The organism is Streptomyces sp. NBC_00388, assembly GCF_036061255.1.
In the GTDB taxonomy this organism is placed as follows: Bacteria; Actinomycetota; Actinomycetes; order Streptomycetales; family Streptomycetaceae; genus Streptomyces.
On record NZ_CP107948.1, the window covers coordinates 1430952 to 1453023 of the forward strand.

The 22072-nt window shown below is 69.6% G+C and carries 16 protein-coding genes; 8 read left to right on the forward strand and 8 right to left on the reverse strand.

Features of this window, described 5'->3' with window-relative positions; all coding sequences use genetic code 11:
* Positions 1-237: 237 nt before the first annotated feature.
* Entirely contained in the window at positions 238-2004 is a 1767-nt protein-coding gene (arc, locus tag OG917_RS06555) for a proteasome ATPase (RefSeq protein WP_328316584.1), read from the reverse strand.
* Positions 2005-2245: 241 nt separating this feature from the next.
* On the opposite strand from arc, the gene OG917_RS06560 reads away from it, so the two are divergent.
* Positions 2246-2557 carry a ferredoxin gene (locus OG917_RS06560; protein WP_328316585.1) on the forward strand — a complete coding sequence of 104 codons (312 nt, stop codon included), beginning with the start codon at positions 2246-2248 and terminating at the stop codon, positions 2555-2557.
* 109 nt (positions 2558-2666) lie between these two features.
* On the opposite strand, the gene OG917_RS06565 is transcribed toward OG917_RS06560, so the two are convergent.
* From OG917_RS06565 to OG917_RS06575, 3 genes are all read right to left on the reverse strand, one after another.
* The gene (locus tag OG917_RS06565) at positions 2667-3254 is read right to left on the reverse strand and encodes a hypothetical protein (protein ID WP_328316586.1); all 588 of its coding nucleotides are present in this window, start codon (positions 3252-3254) and stop codon (positions 2667-2669) included.
* A gap of 165 nt (positions 3255-3419) precedes the next feature.
* Complete coding sequence (locus tag OG917_RS06570) at positions 3420-4364, reverse strand: tRNA (adenine-N1)-methyltransferase (protein ID WP_328316587.1); 945 nt, start codon at positions 4362-4364, stop codon at positions 3420-3422.
* An 18-nt stretch (positions 4365-4382) separates the two neighbouring features.
* Positions 4383-5621 carry a site-2 protease family protein gene (locus OG917_RS06575; RefSeq protein WP_328316588.1) on the reverse strand — a complete coding sequence of 413 codons (1239 nt, stop codon included), beginning with the start codon at positions 5619-5621 and terminating at the stop codon, positions 4383-4385.
* 100 nt (positions 5622-5721) lie between these two features.
* Between OG917_RS06575 and OG917_RS06580 the strand changes: the two genes are divergently transcribed.
* Entirely contained in the window at positions 5722-6666 is a 945-nt protein-coding gene (locus OG917_RS06580; RefSeq protein WP_443058916.1) for a RecB family exonuclease, read from the forward strand.
* A 118-nt stretch (positions 6667-6784) separates the two neighbouring features.
* Positions 6785-7459 carry a response regulator transcription factor gene (locus tag OG917_RS06585; protein ID WP_328316590.1) on the forward strand — a complete coding sequence of 225 codons (675 nt, stop codon included), beginning with the start codon at positions 6785-6787 and terminating at the stop codon, positions 7457-7459.
* Positions 7460-7556: 97 nt separating this feature from the next.
* On the opposite strand, the gene OG917_RS06590 is transcribed toward OG917_RS06585, so the two are convergent.
* The 3 genes from OG917_RS06590 to metH all read right to left on the reverse strand — a co-directional run bounded on the left by OG917_RS06590 (position 7557) and on the right by metH (position 14009).
* Positions 7557-9155, reverse strand: a complete 1599-nt coding sequence (locus OG917_RS06590; protein ID WP_328316591.1) for an ABC transporter substrate-binding protein — start codon at positions 9153-9155, stop codon at positions 7557-7559.
* Between the two features lie 497 nt (positions 9156-9652).
* Positions 9653-10354: an HAD family hydrolase gene (locus tag OG917_RS06595; RefSeq protein ID WP_328316592.1), complete on the reverse strand. Its 702-nt coding sequence runs from the start codon at positions 10352-10354 to the stop codon at positions 9653-9655.
* A gap of 139 nt (positions 10355-10493) precedes the next feature.
* On the reverse strand, positions 10494-14009 hold the full coding sequence (gene metH / locus OG917_RS06600; RefSeq protein ID WP_328316593.1) for a methionine synthase: 3516 nt from the start codon (positions 14007-14009) through the stop codon (positions 10494-10496).
* A gap of 241 nt (positions 14010-14250) precedes the next feature.
* Between metH and OG917_RS06605 the strand changes: the two genes are divergently transcribed.
* From OG917_RS06605 to OG917_RS06625, 5 genes are all read left to right on the forward strand, one after another.
* Positions 14251-15015: an IclR family transcriptional regulator gene (locus OG917_RS06605; protein WP_328316594.1), complete on the forward strand. Its 765-nt coding sequence runs from the start codon at positions 14251-14253 to the stop codon at positions 15013-15015.
* A gap of 262 nt (positions 15016-15277) precedes the next feature.
* Positions 15278-16054, forward strand: coding sequence for an MIP/aquaporin family protein (locus tag OG917_RS06610; RefSeq protein ID WP_328316595.1), 777 nt, complete (start codon positions 15278-15280; stop codon positions 16052-16054).
* 45 nt (positions 16055-16099) lie between these two features.
* Positions 16100-17629 carry a glycerol kinase GlpK gene (gene glpK / locus OG917_RS06615; RefSeq protein ID WP_328316596.1) on the forward strand — a complete coding sequence of 510 codons (1530 nt, stop codon included), beginning with the start codon at positions 16100-16102 and terminating at the stop codon, positions 17627-17629.
* Between the two features lie 5 nt (positions 17630-17634).
* Complete coding sequence (locus tag OG917_RS06620) at positions 17635-19239, forward strand: glycerol-3-phosphate dehydrogenase/oxidase (RefSeq protein ID WP_328316597.1); 1605 nt, start codon at positions 17635-17637, stop codon at positions 19237-19239.
* Positions 19240-19372: 133 nt separating this feature from the next.
* On the forward strand, positions 19373-20431 hold the full coding sequence (locus OG917_RS06625; protein ID WP_328316598.1) for an LLM class flavin-dependent oxidoreductase: 1059 nt from the start codon (positions 19373-19375) through the stop codon (positions 20429-20431).
* A 113-nt stretch (positions 20432-20544) separates the two neighbouring features.
* Here OG917_RS06625 and OG917_RS06630 read toward each other — a convergent pair whose 3' ends face one another.
* A complete protein-coding gene (locus tag OG917_RS06630; protein WP_328316599.1) occupies positions 20545-21945 on the reverse strand; it encodes an MFS transporter in 1401 nt (466 codons plus the stop codon).
* Between the last annotated feature and the right edge of the window lie 127 nt (positions 21946-22072).

Here is a 22072-nt window from a genome sequence, read left to right on the forward strand (position 1 = left end):
GGCCCTCCTTGCCCGGCAGCGCCCCTCGCGGGAACGTCGCTCAAGTACCGCTGCTCCGGTGCGTGCGCGTGCGCGGTTGTCCTTCCCCGTCACTGCGCCACTCGGTGATACCGAAGAGCGTAGAACGCCGTTGCGCCGCTGGGGAGATCATTACAGGCATTGCTGTCCTCGCGGCCGAAGGCCGGAAAACAAGGCGGCTGCGGGTACCCGCCGGGGGACCCGCAGCCGCCCTGCCTTTTACAGGTACTGACCGGTGTTCGCCACCGTGTCGATGGAGCGCCCGGTGTCCGCACCCTGCTTTCCGGTGACGAGCGTGCGGATGAAGACGATCCGCTCGCCCTTCTTGCCGGAGATACGGGCCCAGTCGTCGGGGTTGGTGGTGTTCGGCAGGTCCTCGTTCTCCTTGAACTCGTCCACGCATGCCTGGAGGAGATGGGAGACCCGCAGGCCCTTCTGGCCCTGGTCGAGGAAGGCCTTGATGGCCATCTTCTTGGCCCGGTCGACGATGTTCTGGATCATCGCGCCGGAGTTGAAGTCCTTGAAGTACAGGACTTCCTTGTCGCCGTTGGCGTACGTGACTTCGAGGAAGCGGTTCTCCTCGGACTCCGTGTACATCCGCTCCACGACGGACTGGATCATGGCGCTGACCGTGACGTCGGGGTTCTCCCGGTGTTCGGCCAGGTCGTCCGTGTGCAGCGGCAGCGACGACCGCAGGTACTTGGCGAAGATGTCCTTCGCCGCCTCCGCGTCCGGACGCTCGATCTTGATCTTGACATCGAGCCGGCCCGGCCGCAGGATCGCCGGGTCGATCATGTCCTCGCGGTTGGACGCGCCGATGACGATGACGTTCTCCAGGCCCTCCACACCGTCGATCTCGGCGAGCAGCTGCGGGACGATGGTGTTCTCCACGTCCGAGCTGACACCGGATCCACGAGTGCGGAAGAGGGATTCCATCTCGTCGAAGAAGACGATGACGGGGGTACCCTCGCTCGCCTTCTCCCGGGCACGCTGGAAGACCAGGCGGATGTGCCGCTCGGTCTCACCGACGTACTTGTTGAGGAGCTCGGGGCCCTTGATGTTGAGGAAGTAGCTCTTCCCCGCGGGCTGACCGGTGACCTCGGCGACTTTCTTGGCAAGGGAGTTGGCGACGGCCTTGGCAATGAGAGTCTTGCCGCAGCCGGGCGGACCGTAGAGCAGGATGCCCTTCGGCGGCCGCAGCTCGTGTTCCTTGAAGAGGTCGGGGTGGAGGTACGGGAGCTCGACGGCGTCGCGGATCAGCTCGATCTGGTCGCCCAGGCCGCCGATCTTGTCGTAGTCGATATCCGGGACCTCTTCGAGGACGAGCTCCTCGACCTCGCTCTTCGGCACCACTTCATAGACGTAGCCGGACCGGGAGTCGAGCAGCAGGGCGTCGCCGGGGCGGATGGTGATGTCCAGCAACGGCTCGGCGAGCCGCACCACCCGTTCCTCGTCGGTGTGCCCGATCACCAGGGCACGCTCGCCGTCCTCAAGGATCTCCTTGAGGGTGACGATGTCCCCGGCACGCTCGAATTCCATGGCCTCGACCACGTTGAGCGCTTCGTTCAGCATGACTTCCTGGCCGCGCCTGAGCTCTTCGAGCTCGACGCTGGGACTCACGTTCACCCGGAGCTTGCGGCCCCCGGTGAAGATGTCGCAGGTCCCGTCCTCATTGGCCTGCAGGAAGACACCGAAGCCGGCCGGAGGCTGTGCCAGCCGGTCGACCTCCTCCTTGAGGGCCACGATCTGGTCGCGGGCCTCGCGGAGTGTATTGGCGAGCCGCTCGTTCTGCGCGGACACGCCTGCCAGGTTGGTCTGCAGCTCGACGATCCGCTCTTCGAGAATCCTCGTATGACGCGGAGAGTCGGCGAGCTTGCGGCGCAGGACGGCGATCTCCTGCTCAAGATAGGCAACCTGGCCGGCGGGGTCCTCGGACCCTCGCGCGGGCCGGGTGCCGCGGTTGTTGTCGTCGTCGTGGGCTGCCACGGTCCTCACCTCCTCCAAGGGGAGCTGGACGCTTCCTGACCCTACCTGGGCGGCTGGTGATTGAAACCCCTAGATCACAAAGACCGTCGGGGTGTGTCTGATCTTCACCCTTGCGTACTCCCTCACGCCTTGGGAATACCCACCCAACAGCATCGGAAAGCGGCCGGTTGTATCGTCGAAGTGTTCAACACCCGTCAGGGGTGGCTTCAATTGGTTCAACCGCGCAGGAACGGCAGGAGAAATGACCGTGCAGGACGAGGCTCCCACCAGCGAAGGCGCCCAGGCGCTGGAGGTCTGGATCGACCAGGATCTCTGCACCGGGGACGGCATCTGCGCCCAGTACGCGCCCGAGGTCTTCGAGCTGGACATCGACGGCCTGGCCTATGTGAAGAGCGCCGACGACGAACTGCTCCAGTCGGTCGGCGCCACCACACCCGTGCCGCTGCCACTCCTCCAGGACGTGGTGGACTCGGCCAAGGAGTGCCCGGGCGACTGCATCCACGTACGGCGGGTTTCGGACAGCGTGGAGGTCTACGGACCGGCCGCCGACTAGGACGCCGGAGGCCCGGCCTAGGACGCCGGAGGCCCGGCCGGGGCGGCACGCCGCACACCAGGGGCCCCGGCCGTCCCGGGCCGCTCCGTCCGCCGGGAAACAGCCGCCCTCACACGCTCCGCGCCTGGGAGGGCACCGAGCGTACGAACTTGCCGCCCTGCCAGCGCCACTTGGCCTTCTGCCGCACGTCCGGATCCCAGCGCGGCACGTCGGGGGACGAGTAGCCGAGCAGCGTGGCGGTCACCGCGCCGTCCCGCACGGCGAGGGCGCTCACGCTCTGCTGCTCCCCGGGGGCGACCAGGGTCGCGACGACCCGGGCCGGACCGTCCCCGGTCCCCGACCTGGTGAGGACGTAGATCCCGCTGGGCGGTGTGCCCGATCCGGCGTCACAGCGCACCGCGGCCACCGTCTCCGGGCTGCCGTTCCGGTCGAGGTCGCCGGAGGCCTTCCTGGTGACGGTGGTCCCCGCCCCTCCGCACTTCAGCGGGAAGGTCACGGACGCCGGATCGGGCGCGGCCACTTTGGCGTGGGCCGGTTTCCCGCCGGGCTGGGAGGCCGTGGCCGGATCGGGCGTGAGGACGCCCGCCAGGGCGACGACCGCGGCCATCGCGGTGGCCGTGGCCAGCCAGTGGACCGCGCTGGTCCTGTTGTGCGCGAGGTCCGGGAGTACGAGGTCCGGGGGCGCGGAGGGCTGCACGCGAGAGGTCTCCTGTGGGGGCAGTACCGGAGGGGGTGGCCAGAATGGTGCCACACGTCACAGGGGATCGAAACGCCGGGGTGCGTATGTTCAACGTAAAGAAGCCGCCGCGAAGTTCCCTGAGGTGCTGAGGGAACTCTGCGGCGGCGTCGGCGCGTTGCGCGGTCAGGCGGTCTCGGCGGACCCGGTGGTGTCGTTCCCGGTCTCGGCGCCCGGCCTGCCGGTGGCCTTTCCGGGGCCGCTGTAGTCCTCGCCGTACGCGCCCTTGGACGGCCGGCGGCGGCGCAACGGGGCCTCCACACCGTCGGCGAGACGGCGGGCGGTGACGAGGAAGCCGGTGTGGCCGATCATCCGGTGGTCCGGGCGGACGGCGAGGCCCTCGACGTGCCAGTTGCGGACCATCGACTCCCAGGGCTGCGGCTCGGCGAAGCAGCCGATCTCCCGGATGGACTCGACGGTGCGCGAGAGCTGGGTGGTGGTGGCCACGTAGCAGCAGAGGATGCCGCCGGGGACGAGCGCCTTGGAGACGGCGTCCAGGCACTCCCAGGGCGCGAGCATGTCCAGCACCACGCGGTCGACGTCCGTGTCGGAGAGGTTGTCCTGGAGGTCACCGATGGTGAGCTGCCAGGCGGGGTGCGGACCGCCGAAGTAGCGCTCCACGTTCTGCGTGGCGATCTCGGCGAAGTCCTCACGGCGCTCGTACGAGTGGAGCATCCCCTGTTCGCCGATGGCACGCAGCAGGAAGCTGCTGAGCGCACCGGAGCCCACACCCGCCTCGACGACCCGGGCGCCGGGGAAGATGTCCCCGAAGGCGAGGATCTGCCCCGCGTCCTTGGGATAGACCACGGCGGCGCCGCGGGGCATGGACAGGACGAAATCGGGGAGCAGGGGGCGCAGCGCGAGGTAGGCGACGTTCCCCGTGGTACGGACAACACTGCCCTCGGGAGCACCGATCAGCTCGTCGTGCGAGAAAGAACCCTTGTGGGTGTGGAAGTTCTTCTCTGCTTCGAGCGTGAAGGTGTAGTGGCGTCCCTTGGGGTCGGTGAGCTGGACCTGGTCCCCGACTTTGAAGGGCCCACGTCGGCGGGCGGCACCGGTCGGTTCGGACATACGAGCAGACTACCGGCCTCAGGAACCCGGTCGCGCCATCGCCTGGACGAATGCCCGTTCGACGTCGGCCGTGGAGAGGACTCCGTAGATCGCGCCGCTCTCCTCGACCACCAGGTACTCGGTGGCCGGACTGGCGCGCAGCTTGTCGAGAAGCGCCTCGCCCGCCAGCTCGGCCGGCACCCGCATCCCCTCGGTGAGGTCCTGGGCCAGTCCGCTGACCGCGACCCACGGGCGCCGGTGCTCCGGCACGCCGACGATGGCCGCCTCCCTCACCAGGGCCGTCGGATCGCCCTCGCTGTCCACGACGACCAGAGCGCGGGCGCCGGCGTCGTTGGCCCTGCGCAGGGCCTCGGAGAGCGGTGTCGTCGTCTCCACGGGCACGGCGCGCCGGGTGAGGGTGCGGGCGCGGAGTTCGGGGAGGTGTTCGCGCAGCCGGGCCATCCGCAGGCTGTTGCCCGCGCCCGTCCAGATGATCGCGGCGAGGATCGCGGCGAGCAGCGCGTCCATGACCGTCTCCATGCCGCCCACGTCGGCGTCGGAGCCGGTGTGGGTGAGGAGCGGGAGACCGATCAGGACCGACACCGCGAGCGCCCTGCCGAACCAGGCGGCGGCGATGGTGCCGCTCATCGGCTTGCCGGTGATCTTCCAGACCACGGCGCGGAGCATCCGGCCGCCGTCCAGCGGCAGCCCGGGAAGCAGGTTGAAGACCGCCACGATGAGGTTGGAGATCATCAGGCCGGCCAGCAGGACCCCGGGGACCGTTCCCGGCTCCACCGCCTTCATCCCGAGGTAGAAGACGCCGGAGAGGATCAGGGAGAGCAGCGGTCCCACGAACGCCAGGACGAACTCGCGGCCCGGGGTCTCGGACTCCTTCTCGATCTCCGAGACCCCGCCGAAGAACTGGAGCTGGATGCGGCGTACCGGGAGCTTGAACCGCAGCGCGGCGACCGTGTGGGCCAGTTCGTGGACCAGCACGGACGCGTAGAAGGCGACCGCGAAGAAGAGGGAGACCAGATACCGGACACCGCCCAGTCCGGGGAGGATCCGGTCGAGCTGGCCGCCGAAGACCCAGGTGATGAGCGCTGCCACCAGGAACCAGCTGGGGGCGACATAGACCGGGACGCCGAAGGGGCGGCCCATGAGGATGCCGCCGCCCGGTGCCTCCCTGCGCCGCGGCTTGCCGCCGCCGGGCGCGGGGCCGGGGCCCTGCCCGTCCGCGCCGGGCTGCGAGCGCCCGCTGTCGCCGCTCTCGTCCACGGTGTCCCTTCGTATCGTCCGGATGCGTTCCGCACCCCTGCCGGCCGGTCGCCGCTTTCCGCGATGTCCTGATCATGCAGTGTGAGGATGTCTGGCGTCGATGGTATGCGGCTCGGTGTCAGTGGGGGGTCGTAGGGTCTGGGACATGACTACCGCCCAGCAGCCCACTTCACTCTCGCCGTCCAGGGCGAGCGACTTCATGCAGTGTCCGCTGCTGTACAGGTTCCGGGTGATCGACAAGCTGCCGGAGAAGCCCAGCCCAGCGGCGACGCGCGGAACGCTGGTGCATGCGGTGCTGGAGCGGATGTTCGACGACCCGGCGGCGGAGCGGACCGTTCCGCGTGCCCGGGCGATGGTCCCCGGCCAGTGGGACCGGCTGCTGTCGTCCAGGCCCGAGCTGGGCGAGCTGTTCGCTGACGACCCGGGGGGCGAGCAGCTGGCGAAGTGGCTCTCGGAGGCCGAGTCGCTGGTGGAGCGGTGGTTCACGCTGGAGGACCCGACGCGCCTGGAGCCCGCCGAGCGTGAGCTGTTCATCGAGACGGAGCTGGCGTCGGGGCTGCGGCTGCGCGGGATCATCGACCGGGTCGACGTGGCGCCGACCGGCGAGGTCCGGATCGTGGACTACAAGACGGGCAAGGCGCCCCGCCCGCAGTACGCGGAGGGCGCGCTCTTCCAGATGAAGTTCTACGCGCTGGTCGTGTGGCGGCTGAAGGGGGTCGTGCCGCGCCGCCTCCAGCTGGTGTACCTGGGCAGCGGCGAGGTGGTGACGTACGACCCGGCCGAGGCCGACCTGGAGCGGGTCGAGCAGAAGCTGCTCGCGCTGTGGGAGGCGATCAGGAAGGCCACCGAGAGCGGTGACTGGCAGCCGCGGCCGACGAAGCTCTGCGGCTGGTGCGACCACCGCGCTGTCTGTCCGGAGTTCGGCGGTACGCCGCCGGTCTACCCCCTGGACGTGGTGCGTGGGGCCGGTGCGGGGGCGCCCGGCGCCGGTGCCGGGGCCCGCGAAGCCGGTGCCGGTACGGCCGGCGCGGCCGTGTCCCAGTGAGGCCGGGCGGCCCCGGCCGCCGCTGCGCCTGATCCGTCCTGGACTCCCCCGGTACGCCCCACGGCGTCCCGGGGGGACAGTCAGGGCAGAATGGGGCCGGTCTAGCGAAGGAGTTCCCGTGGCGATCCGCGTCCTACTGGTCGACGACCAGCCGCTGCTGCGCACCGGTTTCCGGATGATCCTGGAGGCCGAGCAGGACCTCGCGGTGGTCGGTGAGGCCGGGGACGGTCTCCAGGCCCTCGACCAGGTCCGGGCGCTGCAGCCCGATGTGGTGCTGATGGACATCCGGATGCCCCGGATGGACGGGGTCGAGGCCACCCGCCAGATCACCGGCCCGGGACGGGACGGTCCGGCGAAGGTCCTGGTGCTGACCACCTTCGACCTGGACGAGTACGTCGTGGAGGCTCTGCGGGCCGGTGCCAGCGGTTTCCTGCTCAAGGACGCGCCCGCCAACGAGCTGGTCCAGGCGATCCGGGTGGTGGCGGGGGGTGAGGCGACGCTGGCGCCGAGCATCACGCGCCGGCTGCTCGACAAGTACGCCGACCATCTGCCGTCCGGCGAGGATCCCGTGCCGGACGCCCTGCACACGCTGACCGAGCGCGAGGTCGAGGTGCTCAAGCTGGTCGCGCGCGGCCTTTCGAACGCCGAGATCGCCGCCGACCTGTTCGTCAGCGAGACCACCGTCAAGACCCATGTGGGCCACGTACTGACCAAGCTGGCACTGCGTGACCGGGTGCAGGCCGCGGTCTACGCGTACGAGAGCGGTCTGGTGCGCCCGGGAGCGCAGCAGTAGCTCCCGGGCCTCCCGGCTGCGGCGCACCGGCGCGGCTCCGCCCGGCGGCGCGGCCGCCGGGCGCCGGAGCCCCCGCGGTGCGCCGCGGCCGGACGGGTCAGCTGACGCCGCGGCCGAGCTCCCAGATCTGCAGGGCGGACGAGTTGCTGAGCGCCCACTCCACTCCGGTGAGGTCGTCCCGCGCCGCCACGTACTGCTTGCCCTGCCAGAGCGGCAGGACGGGGACGTCGTCCGCGACGATGTCCTGGATCTTCTGGAGCGGGGTCACCGCCGTGGTGCGGTCGGCGGCCTTCCGCGAGTCCGGGATGTACGTGTCGCGGATGGTGGAGTTCGCGTAGGGCGTGTTGAGGAAGTTGCCCTTGCTGAGGAACGGCGAGATGAAGTTGTCGGCGTCGGGGAAGTCCGGGAACCAGCCCATGCCGTAGACCGCGTAGTCGCCCTTCACCTCGGCGGGGCGGAACTGCGCCCACTTGTGGCCCTCGGTCGTCACGTCGAAGAGTCCGGAGGCGTTCAGCTGCTTCTTGAGCAGCGCGAACTCCTTCGCCGTGCCCGGCCCGTAGTGGTCGCTCGTGTAATGCAGCGTCAGGCGCACCTTGCTGTTGATCCCGGCGGAGTGCAGGATCTGGGCGGCTTCGCTCTTGCTCGGATCGCCGTACTTGTTGAAGAACGAATTGGTGTGGCCGCCAATGCCGGAGGGGATCAGCGAGTAGAGCGGTTCGGAGGTCGCGCCGTACACCTGGCTGGCGATCTGACCGCGGTCGACAAGCGCGGCCATCGCCTGGCGGACCGCCTTGTTCTTCACCGCCGGGTCATTGGTGTTGAAGGCGAGGTAGCGGATCTCCAGGCCGGGGCTCTCGACGAAGTTGATGTTCGGCGACGATCCGTCCGAGAACTGCTTGATCTGCTCGGGCGAGAGGGTGCGTGCCTCCATGTCGACCTTCCCTGACTTCAGCGCGGCACCCATGGCGGCGGCGTCGGGGAAGGAATCGATCTCGACCTTGTCGTTCTGCAGCTTCAGCGAACCCTTGTAGTGGGGGTTCTTGGTGAAGATGGCCTTGGTGAGGCGGTTGTTGCTGACCTCCGCCTTGAACGTGTAGGGCCCCGAGCCGTCGACGACGAAGCCCTTGCGCAGCTTGTCCGGCGCGTACACGCTCTTCTCCACGATGCCCGCGGCCGGGGTCGCCAGCTTGTACGGGAAGGTGGCGTCGGGCGTCTTGAGGTGGAAGACCAGCTCGTGAGCGCTGACCGGCTCGATGGTGTCGATGTTCTCCAGCAGACCCGACGGCCCGTTCGGGTCGTGGATGTGGGTGACACGGTCCAGGGAGTACTTCACATCGGCGGCCGTGAGGGGGTCGCCGTTGGCGAACTGCAGTCCGCTGCGGAGCTTGCAGCGGTAGCTCTCGTTCTCGGTGTCGGTGAACCGGCAGTCGCTGGCAGCGTCCGGCACCGGCAGGCCGCCACCACGCGGCATCTGCATCAGTGACTGGAGAGTGGGGCGCAGGAAGTTCCAGACACCGGTGTCATAGGTGTAGGCGGGGTCGAGAGGAGCCGGGGCCTTGCCGGACTCGATGAAGTCCGTCGTGCCCACGACGATGGCCTTGCCGCCGTCGTCGCCGCTGCCTGTGCCGCCGCACGCGGCGAGTGCCGGAGCGAGCAGGCACGCTATCGCCGACAGCACCAGAGTCTTGCGGTTCATTCTGGACGTTCTCCTCATCCGGCACTGGGATACAGCGATGTACAGACACTCCGCCGCTGCCGCCCGATCGGGGCGGGGCGATCGGGCCGGGTACAGAGCGATCAGTCCGGTGATCCCGGACGCTTGGTGGGCACCGGGGGCACAGAAGTGTACGGCGAAGTTCTCGCCATGAGATTAGTGGGGAACGTCAGGAAACCTGGACCGGGGGCGACTTGGGTGGGATCCACACCATCTTCACGAATAGCGGAGCGTCAATATCCGACCACCGAAGTGATTCGTACACCACTTCACCAATCGGGACACATGGGCACGTGCGGAGCGGAGACGGAAGGGTCGCAGCATGCAATTGCCCTCGCGTCGACATCCCGTCAGGTGATGAACGTCACTCCGATCGCACCTTTCGTAAAGCATGAAGCCTCTCTTCATGTTCACGTAAATACACCCGAACGACACGCGCCGATTCCTCCGGAACGAAATCGGCACGGTCCGTGCCCGGGTCAGTGCATTCGGTCGACCAGCGCCCGGAGAAAACGCAGATCAACTTCTTCCAGAGATCCGACGACCACCCGGCCGTCGGCGGCGGCAATCGGCGTCACGGAGGGGACGGCCACCACACGGCAGCCTGCGGCCTCCGCCGCGGCCACGCCGGTCGCGGTGTCCTCGATGACCGCGCAGCGCGCCGGATCGGCTCCCAGGCCCGCGGCGGCCGCGAGATAGGGCTCCGGGTGCGGCTTCGTGCGTGCCACCTCGTCGCCCGCGACGGTCAGGGAGAAGTTGGCCGGGCCCAGCGATGTCAGCACCCGGTCGATGATCCGGCGGTGCGAGGCGGAGACCAGGGCCGTGGGCACGCCGTGGGCGGCCAGCTCGGTGAGGAGCCGCAGCGCCCCCGGCATCAGCGGCACCCCGCCGGAGATCCGCGCCTCGAACCGGTCGTTGAGCAGCGTGGTCAGCTCGGGCAGGGTGATGTCCGCGCCGGTGACCTCGATCAGGTAGCCGGCGCTGCGGGTCATCGGCCCGCCCACCACGGTCTCCCGCCAGCTCTCGTCCAGCCGGTGGCCCAGAGCCGCGAAGACGTCCACCTCCGCGTCCCACCAGATGCCCTCGGTGTCCACCAGCGTGCCGTCCATGTCGAGCAGGACGGCCTGCAGAGCCGCGCCTTCGGCCATACGGGGATCGAGCGCGGCGACCGTACTGGTCATACGGGGACACCTCCTGGGGACACGAAGGCCGGTCACCCACCCTGCTGGGAAGGCAACCGGCCTGCACCGGACCGATCAGTCTACGTCGCTGCGGTCGGGTGCGCCCTGCGATGCGGTGCATCCGCGGGCCGTACCGGGGCTACCGGGCGTTGAAGTACTTGGCCTCGGGGTGGTGGATGACGATCGCGTCCGTGGACTGCTCGGGGTGGAGCTGGAACTCCTCCGAGAGGTGGACCCCGATCCGCTCGGGCTGGAGCAGCTCGGCGATCTTCGCCCGGTCCTCCAGGTCGGGGCAGGCACCGTAGCCGAGCGAGAAGCGCGCGCCGCGGTACTTGAGAGCGAACATGTCCTGGACGTCGGAGGGGTCCTCGCCGGCGTAGCCGAGCTCGGAGCGGACCCGCGCGTGCCAGTACTCGGCGAGGGCTTCGGCCAGCTGCACGGACAGACCGTGCAGTTCGAGGTAGTCACGGTAGGAGTTGGCTGCGAAGAGCTCGGCGGTGGCCTCGCCGATCCTCGAACCGACCGTGACGACCTGGAGGCCGATCACGTCCGTCTCGCCGGAGTCCTCGGGGCGGAAGAAGTCCGCCAGGCACAGGCGCCGGCCCCGGCGCTGGCGCGGGAAGGTGAAGCGGGTGCGCTCGCTGCCGTCGTCGTTGAGGAGGATCAGGTCGTCCCCCTTGGACACGCACGGGAAGTAGCCGTAGACGACGGCGGCCTCCAGCATGTTCTTGGTGTGCAGCTGGTCGAGCCAGCCGCGCAGGTGCGGACGTCCCTCGGTCTCGACGAGCTCCTCGTAGGTGGGGCCCTCGCCCTTGCGGGCCTCCTTGAGCCCCCACTGGCCCTTGAAGAGAGCGCCCTCGTCCAGCCAGGACGCGTACTCCTTGAGCTGGATGCCCTTGACGACCCTGGTCCCCCAGAACGGCGGTTCCGGGACCGGGTTGTCAGTGGCCACGTCCGAGCGTACGGAGCCCTCCGGCTCGTCCGCTTCCACGACGGCTGCCGTGTCCCGCTTCGGCACCCGGCGCTGCTTCAGCTCCGGCAGGACCGCGCCGGGGACACCGCGCTTGACGCCGATCAGGGCGTCCATCAGGCGCAGGCCCTCGAACGCGTCGCGGGCGTAGCGGACTTCGCCCTCGTAGATCTCGTGGAGGTCCTGCTCGACGTAGGCGCGGGTGAGGGCGGCGCCGCCGAGGATGACGGGGAAGTCGGCGGCCATCTCGCGCTGGTTGAGCTCCTGCAGGTTCTCCTTCATGATCACGGTCGACTTGACGAGGAGACCGGACATGCCGATGACGTCGGCCTTGTGCTCCTCGGCCGCTTCGAGGATCGCCGATACGGGCTGCTTGATCCCGAGGTTGACGACGTTGTAGCCGTTGTTCGTCAGGATGATGTCGACGAGGTTCTTGCCGATGTCGTGGACGTCGCCCCGGACGGTGGCGAGCACGATGGTGCCCTTTCCGTCGGCGTCGGTCTTCTCCATGTGCGGCTCCAGATGGGCCACCGCACCCTTCATGACCTCGGCGGACTGGAGCACGAACGGCAGCTGCATCTGGCCGGAGCCGAACAGCTCACCGACGACCTTCATGCCCTCCAGCAAGGTCTCGTTGACGATCTCGAGGGCCGGCCGGTCCTGGAGCGCTTCGTCGAGGTCGGCCTCCAGTCCGTTCTTCTCGCCGTCGATGATCCGGCGCTGCAGGCGCTCGTCCAGCGGGAGCGCCATGAGCTCCTCGGCCCTGCCCTGCTTCATCGACTTCATGTTGACGCCCTCGAAGAGCTCCATGAGCCTCTGCAGGGGGTCGTAGCCCTCGGAGCGGCGGTCGTGGATGAGGTCGAGGGCGACCTTGACCTGCTCGTCCTCCAGGCGGGCGATCGGCAGGATCTTGGAGGCGTGCACGATCGCCGAGTCCAGTCCCGCCTTGACGCACTCGTCGAGGAACACGGAGTTGAGTACGACGCGGGCGGCCGGGTTGAGACCGAAGGAGATGTTCGAGAGCCCCAGCGTGGTCTGGACGTCCGGGTGACGGCGCTTGAGCTCGCGGATCGCCTCGATGGTGGCGACACCGTCGCCCCGCGACTCCTCCTGGCCGGTGCAGATGGTGAAGGTCAGGGTGTCGATGAGGATGTCCGACTCACGCACGCCCCAGTTGCCCGACAGGTCCTCGATGAGCCGCTCGGCGATCGCGACCTTGTGCTCGACGGTGCGGGCCTGGCCCTCCTCGTCGATGGTCAGCGCGATCAGCGCCGCCCCGTGCTCCTTCGCCAGTGCGGTGACCTTGGCGAAGCGCGACTCCGGGCCGTCCCCGTCCTCGTAGTTCACCGAGTTCAGGACCGCACGGCCGCCCAGCTTCTCCAGACCGGCCTGCAGGACGGGCAGCTCGGTGGAGTCCAGCACGATCGGCAGGGTCGAGGCGGTCGCGAAACGGCCCGCGAGCTCGGCCATGTCGGCCACGCCGTCGCGGCCCACGTAGTCGACGCACAGGTCGAGCATGTGCGCGCCCTCGCGGATCTGGTCGCGGGCCATCTCCACGCAGTCGTCCCAGCGCGCCTCCAGCATCGCCTCACGGAACTTCTTGCTGCCGTTGGCGTTGGTCCGCTCGCCGATCGCCATGTACGCCGTGTCCTGCCGGAACGGCACACTCTGGTACAGGGAGGCGGCGCCGGGCTCGGGCCGCGGGTCACGGGTCGCCGGGGTGAGCGCGCGTGCCCGCTCGACGACCTGGCGCAGATGCTCGGGCGTCGTACCGCAGCAGCCGCCGATCAGGGACAGGCCGTAGTCGCTGACGAATGTCTCCTGGGCGTCCGCCAGCCCCTCGGGGCCGAGCGGGAAGTGCGCGCCGTCCTTGGTCAGCACGGGCAGGCCCGCGTTCGGCATGCACATCAGCGGCGTACGCGAGTGACGTGCCAGGTAGCGCAGGTGCTCGCTCATCTCGGCCGGACCGGTCGAGCAGTTCAGCCCGATCAGGTCGATGCCCAGCGGCTCCAGCGCGGTCAGTGCCGCGCCGATCTCGGAGCCTAGGAGCATGACACCGGTCGTCTCGAAGGCGAGCGAACAGATCAGCGGCACGTCGAAACCCAGGGCGTCCATCGCGCGGCGCGCGCCGATCAGGCTCGACTTGGTCTGCAGCAGGTCCTGCGTGGTCTCCACGATCAGGGCGTCCGCGCCGCCGGCCAGCAGCCCCTCGGCGTTCTGCTGGTAACCGTCCCGCAGTACGCCGTACGTCGTGTGGCCGAGCGACGGCAGCTTGGTGCCCGGGCCCACGGAACCGAGGACCCAGCGCTGGCGGCCGTCCTTCGCAGCGAACTCGTCGGCGACCTCGCGGGCGATGCGGGCGCCCGCCTCGGACAGCTCGACGATGCGGTCGGCGATCTCGTACTCGTTCGCCGCCGAGTGGTTCGCGCCGAAGGTGTTCGTCTCCACGCAGTCGACGCCGACCGCGAAGTACTCCTCGTGCACCGAGCGCACGATGTCCGGCCTGGTCACATTCAGGATCTCGTTGCAGCCTTCCAGCTGCTGGAAATCCTCGAGAGTGGGATCCTGCGCCTGCAGCATCGTGCCCATCGCACCGTCGGCCACCACCACACGGGTGGCCAGTGCCTCACGGAGGGCGTCGGCTCGGGTCCGGCTGTCAGCGGAAGGGGTTGGCGACGAGGCCATGGAATGTTCTCCCTGGGATGCGACGGCTGTCGGCTTTGCGCCTTCCGGCAGGATGGCGCACCTGGCCAGCGTAGCCGGGACGGCGCCGGGCGGCGCTGGTGTCCCACGGGGCGGACGGCTCTCCGTCGCGGGAGCCGCGGGGAGAGGGCCCGGTACCGCCCGGCCGCACTCCGCGTGACACTGGGTCGACATGGACCGATAGTGTTCAGCATTGCCGAACAGTGTGGAGGGTGGCCCAGCAATGGCGAAGAACATTCAGTCCCTGGAGCGGGCGGCTGCGATGCTGAGGCTGCTCGCGGGCGGCGAGCGGCGGCTCGGGCTGTCCGACATCGCCTCCTCCCTCGACCTGGCCAAGGGCACGGCCCACGGCATCCTGCGCACCCTCCAGCAGGAGGGCTTCGTGGAGCAGGACCCGGCGTCCGGGCGCTACCAGCTGGGGGCCGAGCTGCTGCGCCTGGGCAACAGCTATCTGGATGTGCACGAGCTGCGGGCGCGCGCCCTCGTCTGGACCGACGACCTGGCCCGCTCCAGCGGGGAGAGCGTCTATCTGGGCGTCCTGCACCAGCGGGGCGTCCTCATCGTCCACCACGTCTTCCGCCCCGACGACAGCCGGCAGGTGCTGGAGGTCGGAGCCATGCAGCCCCTGCACTCCAGCGCTCTCGGCAAGGTGCTCTCCGCGTACGACCCGGTGGCCCACAGCGAGGCCCTGGAGAGCGAGCGCCAGAGCCTCACCCCCCGCACGGTCAGCGGCCTGGAGGAGTTCGAATCGTCACTCGACCTCACCAGGGCGCGCGGCTGGGGCTCGGACGTCGAGGAGACCTGGGAGGGCGTGGCGTCGGTGGCCGCCCCCATCCACGACCGGCGCAGGATGCCACTGGGCGCCATCGCGGTGACCGGTGCGGTCGAGCGGGTCTGCGTGGACGGGGAGCTGCGCCCGGAACTGGTGGCAGCGGTGCGCGACTGTGCCCGGTCCGTCTCGCGCGATCTGGGCGCCGGGCGCTTCTGAGCGACCCCCGGAGACCGTCCCCCGGGGCACTTCCGCGGGGCCGGAAACCGGCCTTGGCCGAGTTTCACGTCACAGCCTCTTGACCTTTACCGATCGCAGGACAAAACTGCCGTTCATCGGTCGGCATTGTCGAACACTTAACGGAAATGCGCGTTAGGGTGTGACAGTGCCAAAGGGCCGGCAACGCCCTCACCTGAGGGCGCGGACGACCGGAGGAAACCGGTGTCCGGCTTCCCCTGGACGAAGGACAAAGGAGTCGCGGGTGTCCAGCTCCGACATCTTCATCGGCGAGACCATCGGGACCGCCGTACTCGTACTGCTCGGCGCGGGTGTGTGCGCCGCCGTCACCCTCAAGCGCTCGAAGGCCAAGGACGCGGGATGGCTGGCCGTCACGTTCGGCTGGGGCTTCGCCGTACTGACCGCCGCCTACATCTCCACCGGTGTCTCGGGCGCGCACCTGAACCCGGCGGTGACCATAGGCCTGGCCGTCAAGGGCGACACCCCGTGGGGCGACGTGCCCCTGTACCTCGGCTCTCAGCTGCTCGGCGCCATGATCGGTGCTGCGCTCGTCTGGGTCGCGTACTACGGTCATTTCCAGGCCCATCTCAAGGACCCGGAGATCGCGGCGCAGGACAAGGGCCTCGCGAAGAGCGAGCCCGGTCCCGGCCCAGTGGGAGGTGTCTTCTTCACCGCACCCGAGATCCGTAACGTCGTACAGAACCTGGCCACCGAGATCATCGGCACCACGGTCCTGGTCCTGGCGATCCTGACGCAGGGGCTGAGCGCCGACGGCAAGGGCCTGAGCACGCTCGGCGCACTGATCACCTCGCTGGTCGTCGTCTCCATCGGACTGTCGCTCGGCGGTCCGACCGGTTACGCCATCAACCCGGTCCGTGACCTCGGCCCGCGCATCGTCCACTCCCTGCTGCGGCTCCCGCACAAGGGCAGCTCGGACTGGGGCTACGCGTGGATACCCGTGGCGGGCCCGCTCATAGGCGGCGCTCTCGCAGGCGGTCTCTACAACCTCGCCTTCGCGTGAGCACCCGGCACCGACGACCACCCCTTCAGACCTTCGGAGCACACCGTGACCACTGACGCTCACACCACCGGGCCGTTCATCGCGGCCATCGACCAGGGCACCACGTCCAGCCGCTGCATCGTCTTCGACCGCGACGGCCGCATCGTCGCCGTCGACCAGAAGGAACACGAGCAGATCTTCCCCAAGCCGGGCTGGGTCGAGCACGACGCCACCGAGATCTGGACCAACGTCCAGGAAGTCGTGGCGAGCGCGGTCCGGAAGGCCGGCATCACCTCGGACGACGTCAAGGCCATCGGCATCACGAACCAGCGCGAGACCACGCTGCTGTGGGACAAGAACACCGGTGAGCCCGTCCACAACGCGATCGTCTGGCAGGACACCCGCACGGACGCCGTCTGCCGCGAGCTCGGCCGCAACGTGGGCCAGGACCGCTTCCGCCGCGAGACGGGTCTGCCGCTGGCCTCGTACTTCGCCGGGCCGAAGATCCGCTGGCTGCTGGACAACGTCGAGGGGCTGCGCGAGCGCGCCGAGGCCGGCGACATCCTCTTCGGCACCATGGACTCCTGGGTCATCTGGAACCTGACGGGCGGGGTGAACGGCGGCGTCCACGTCACGGACGTCACCAACGCCTCCCGCACGCTGCTGATGAACCTGCACACGATGAAGTGGGACCCGAAGATCCTCGCCTCGATCGAGATCCCGGCGGCCGTGCTGCCCGAGATCCGCTCGTCCGCCGAGGTGTACGGGACGGCAGCCGCCGGCGTGCTGGCCGGTGTGCCCGTCGCCTCCGCGCTCGGTGACCAGCAGGCGGCCCTGTTCGGCCAGACCTGTTTCGCCGAGGGTGAGGCGAAGTCGACGTACGGCACCGGCACCTTCATGCTGATGAACACCGGTGACACGCCCGTCAACTCGTACAACGGCCTGCTGACGACCGTCGGCTACCAGATCGGCGACCAGAAGCCGGTGTACGCGCTCGAAGGGTCGATCGCCGTCACCGGCTCGCTCGTCCAGTGGCTCCGCGACCAGATGGGCATGATCAACAGTGCCGCCGAGGTCGAGACCCTGGCCTCCTCGGTCGACGACAACGGCGGCGCGTACTTCGTACCGGCCTTCTCCGGTCTGTTCGCCCCGTACTGGCGCCCCGACGCGCGTGGTGTGATCGCGGGGCTGACCCGTTACGTCACCAAGGCGCACATCGCCCGTGCCGTCCTCGAGGCCACCGCATGGCAGACGCGTGAGATCAGCGACGCCATGACCAAGGACTCCGGCGTCGAGCTGACCTCGCTCAAGGTCGACGGCGGAATGACCTCCAACAACCTGCTGATGCAGACGCTCTCCGACTTCCTGGACGCACCCGTGGTGCGCCCGATGGTGGCCGAGACGACCTGCCTCGGCGCTGCCTACGCCGCCGGTCTCGCCGTCGGCTTCTGGCCGGACACCGACGCACTGCGCGCCAACTGGCGCAGGGCCGCCGAGTGGACACCCCGGATGGACGCGGCCGTCCGTGACCGCGAGTACAAGAACTGGCTCAAGGCCGTACAGCGGACCATGGGCTGGCTCGAAGACGAGGAGTAACCAATATGACCACCCTGCAGAGCGTCCCGGCCCTCGGGACGCACCCGGCCTCCGGCTCCCTTCCGAGCCGCGCCGAGACTCGGGAGCAGCTTTCCAAGGCGACGTACGACCTCCTGGTGATCGGCGGCGGAATCCTGGGCATCTCCACCGCCTGGCACGCCGCGCAGTCCGGGCTGCGGGTGGCCCTGGTGGATGCCGGCGACTTCGCCGGCGCCACATCGTCCGCTTCGTCCAAACTTCTGCACGGCGGCCTCCGGTACCTCCAGACCGGGGCCGTGAAGCTCGTCGCCGAGAACCACTTCGAGCGGCGTGCCGTCTCCCGTGACGTGGCCCCGCACCTGGCCAATCCGCTGACGTTCTACCTGCCCGTGTACAAGGGCGGCCCGCACGGCGCGGCCAAGCTCGGTGCGGGCGTCTTCGCCTACTCCGCGCTCTCCGCCTTCGGCGACGGTGTCGGCCATGTGATCTCCCCGGCGAAGGCGCAGCGCGATGTGCCCGAGCTGCGGACCGACAACCTCAAGGCCGTCGCGGTCTACGGCGACGACCAGATGAACGACTCCCGCATGGCCCTGATGACCGTGCGCGCGGCCGTCGAGTCCGGCGCCACTGTGCTCAACCACGCGGAGGTCACCGGGCTGCGCTTCACCGAGGGCCGGGTGACGGGCGCGGAGCTCAAGGACCGCCTCGACGGCAGCGAGTTCGGCGTCAGCGCCCGGCTCGTACTGAACGCCACCGGCCCCTGGGTCGACCACCTGCGCAAGCTTGAGGACCCGAACGCCGCGCCCTCCATACGGCTCTCCAAGGGCGCGCACCTGGTCCTCAAGCGCACCTCGCCCTGGCGTGCCGCGCTGGCGACGCCGATCGACAAGTACCGGATCACCTTCGCGCTCCCGTGGGAGGACCAGCTGCTGCTGGGCACCACCGACGAGGAGTACGAGGGCGACCCGGCCGACGTCTCGGTCACCGAGAAGGACACCGCCCAGATCCTGGACGAGGCCGCCTTCTCCGTACGGGACCAGCAGCTCTCGCGCGATCTGATCACGTACTCCTTCGCGGGGCTCCGGGTGCTGCCCGGCGGCCCCGGCGACACGTCGAAGGCCAAGCGCGAGACGGTCGTCACCGAGGGGCGCGGCGGGATGCTCTCGGTGGCGGGCGGCAAGTGGACGACCTTCCGGCACATCGGCCGTACGGTCATGAACAAGCTGGCGGCGCTGCCTGGCCACCCGCTCGGCCACGACATGGAGCCGATCTCGCACCTGCCGAAGAAGCAGCCGCTGCCCGGTATCGCCAACCCGCACGCCGTCGCGCACCGGCTCCTCGTCGACGGGACGCCGGGGCCGAGCATGGGGGCGGACACGGCCCGCCATCTGGCCACGCACTACGGCTCGCTCTCCTTCGACATCGCGCGGCTCGCGAACGACAACCCGGCGCTGGCCGAGCGAGTCCACCCGGACGCCCCGGAGATCTGGGCGCAGGTGGTCTACGCCCGCGACCACGAGTGGGCCGAGACGGCCGACGACGTGCTGCGCCGCCGTACGACGCTGACCATCCGGGGCCTGGCCACGGACGAGATCCGCGGCAGGGTCGAGGACATCCTCGGCAAGAAGTAACGGCACATGGGTGAGGGGCGGTCCTGCCGGGCCGCCCCTCATCCGTGCCCGGGCCCGGGCGGTCACCGGACCGCCCCCAGGCCTGCCACACGGTTGCCACAGGGACGCAATGTCCGGCGCTCACAGTGGCAGCATGAAGTTTCAGGTGCTCTCCCTCATCAGCCATGCCCCGCACCCGCTGACGGGCGAACTCCCCTCCGCGGCCGACCGGCTGGCGGAGGTCGTCGACATCGGTGCGGCGGCCGAGCAGCTCGGGTTCGACGGGTACGCCGTCGGCGAGCGGCACGCCGGCCCCTTCCTGTCGTCGAGCCCGACGGTGGTGCTCGGCGCCCTCGCCGCGCGCACCTCCCGCATCAGACTGCTGACCGGGGTGACGGTGGTGGCGATCCTCGATCCGGTCCGGGTGGCCGAGGACTACGCGACCCTCGACCAGTTGTCGCGGGGCCGTATCGAGCTGGTCGTCGGCAAGGGGGCGGAGGCGGGGCACTTCGACCTCTTCGGGCTCGACGAGGAGCGGCAGTGGGACCTCCAGAAGGAGAAGTACGAGCTGCTGCGCAGGCTCTGGAGCGAGGAGGAGGTCGACTGGGAGGGCGAGTTCAGGCCCGCTCTCAAGGGGGTGACGACGCTCCCGCGGCCGTACAGCGGACTTCCGCGTATCTGGCACGGCTCGGCGACCAGTCTCAACTCTCCCGAGCTGGCGGCCCGTCACGGGGACCCGCTCTTCACCGCCAACGCCGTCCAGCCGCGCGAGGCGTACGCCGGGCTGATCGCCCACTACCGCGAGAGGTTCGAGGAGTACGGCCACGACCCGGCGCAGGCCCATGTCGCCGCCGGTTCGGGCGGGTTGCTCATCGCCGACAGTTCGCAGCAGGCGGTGGAGCGCTTCAAGGAGCTGTACGAGGCGAAGGTGGCCCAGAACTTCAAGCCGCATCTGGCGGGCAGGGCCGGGTACAACACCCCCTTCCGCACCATCGAGGACGCGATGGGGAGCGGTCCGCAGCTCATCGGGTCGCCGCAGCAGATCATCGACAAGATCCTCGGGTACCACGAGGTCTACCGGCACGACCTCCAGTCCGTCAGTGTCGACGGTTTCGGCCTCTCCGGCGGGGAGCAGCTGGAGACGCTCCAGCGGTTCGCGGAGGAGATCGCCCCTGTGGTGCGCAAGGAGGCGCCGACGTCCCTCTGGGAGTGAGGACGGCGGGCAGGCGGCCGGGCGGGCCCGAACCGGTCCGGGCCGGGGGCGGCTCCGACCGGGCGGTCCGGGCCGGGGGCGGCTCCGACCGGGCGGTCCGGGCCGGCGCCGGGTCAGGGCGACACTTCCTCCAGGCGCCGCCCCGCCGTCTCCTCGGCGCCCGCCACCGCGACGAAGGCGCCCGCCAGTGCCACCGCCCCCAGCACCACGAAGACCGGGGGGACGTGCCCCCCGGCGTACACCATGCCGACGACGATGGGGCCGAGGATCACACCGAGCCGGTTCATCGCCCCGCCCACGCTGCTGCCCAGGGCCCGCATCCGGGTCGGGTAGAGCTCGGGTGTGTAGAGGTAGAGGCAGATGTTGGAGCCGAAGAAGAAGACCGCGGCCAGTGAGGTCCAGACCAGCACCTGGAGCGGTGTCCCGGCGCCGAGGTACGCGAGGGCGAACAGCGTGACGGCGGCGCCGGAGAGGCAGACGGTGATGACGCGCCTGCGCCCGGCGCTGTCGACGGTCAGGGCGGCGGCCAGACAGCCCGCGAGCCCCGCGCAGGCGGTCACCGTCGAGTAGAGGAGCGCGTCGGAGAGCGAGAGGCCGTAGCGGTTCTGGTAGATCACCGGCAGCCAGGAGGTGATGCCGTAGTTGACGAAGTAGCCGGTGAACCAGAGGGCCCCGATCACCAGGGTGCGGCGGCGGTAGCGGCCGGTGAACAGTCCGCGCAGGCCGCTCGCCCCGGCTTCCGGGACCGGCCGGGCCTCCGCGCCCGCCCCGTCCGCCGGCGCGGCTGCGACGGGCGGCAGCGGTTTCCCGGTGGCGCGGCGGACCTCCGCCTCGATCCTGGTCATCACCTCGGCCGCCTCATCGGCCCTGCCGTGTTCGGCGAGCCAGCGCGGGGATTCGGGTACGGCGCGCTGCACCAGGACGCACAACATCCCGGGTACGGCGGCCAGTACGTACATCCAGCGCCAGCCGAGCAGCGGCACCACCCAGGCGGCGACCAGCGCGCCCACGGTGAGGCCGGCCGGGAAGACCAGCTCGTAGAGCAGGACGAAGCGCCCCCGCCGGTGGCTGCGGGTGATCTCGGCGATGAAAGTGGCGGCCACCGGGACCTCACCACCGATGGCCAGACCCTGGACGAAGCGGACCGCCATGAAGGATCCGGGCGATGTGGTGGCGGCCAGGGCGAGGTTGGCGACGCTGGATACCGCCACGCACAGGGCGATGACCCTGACCCGCCCGATCCGGTCGGCGAGACGGCCGGAGAGCACCGCGCCGAGCAGCATCCCGGCGGACCCGACGGTGAGCAGCCAGGTGGAGGCGGAGTCGGTCAGCTGCCACTCGGTGCGCAGCTGGGGCATCGCGTACGCGATCAGCAGCTGGTCGAACGCCTCGAAGAAGGTGACTGCTCCCACGATGAGCCGGACGGTGACATGCCAGCGGCTCATCGGGAGCCGTTCGAAGCGGGCGGCGACAGCCGCCCGGACAGCTCGGTCCGCTGAAGCGTCGGTCGTCATATGCAGGGTCCTCCGACTCCACGGCTGAGGGGCGAGGGCGAGGCGGGCGGAGCGCGGTGTCCCACAGGGCTGCCCGCAACCCGGACTACGAAGCGCATTAGGCCAAAGTTTCTTAGCGCTTAAGTTG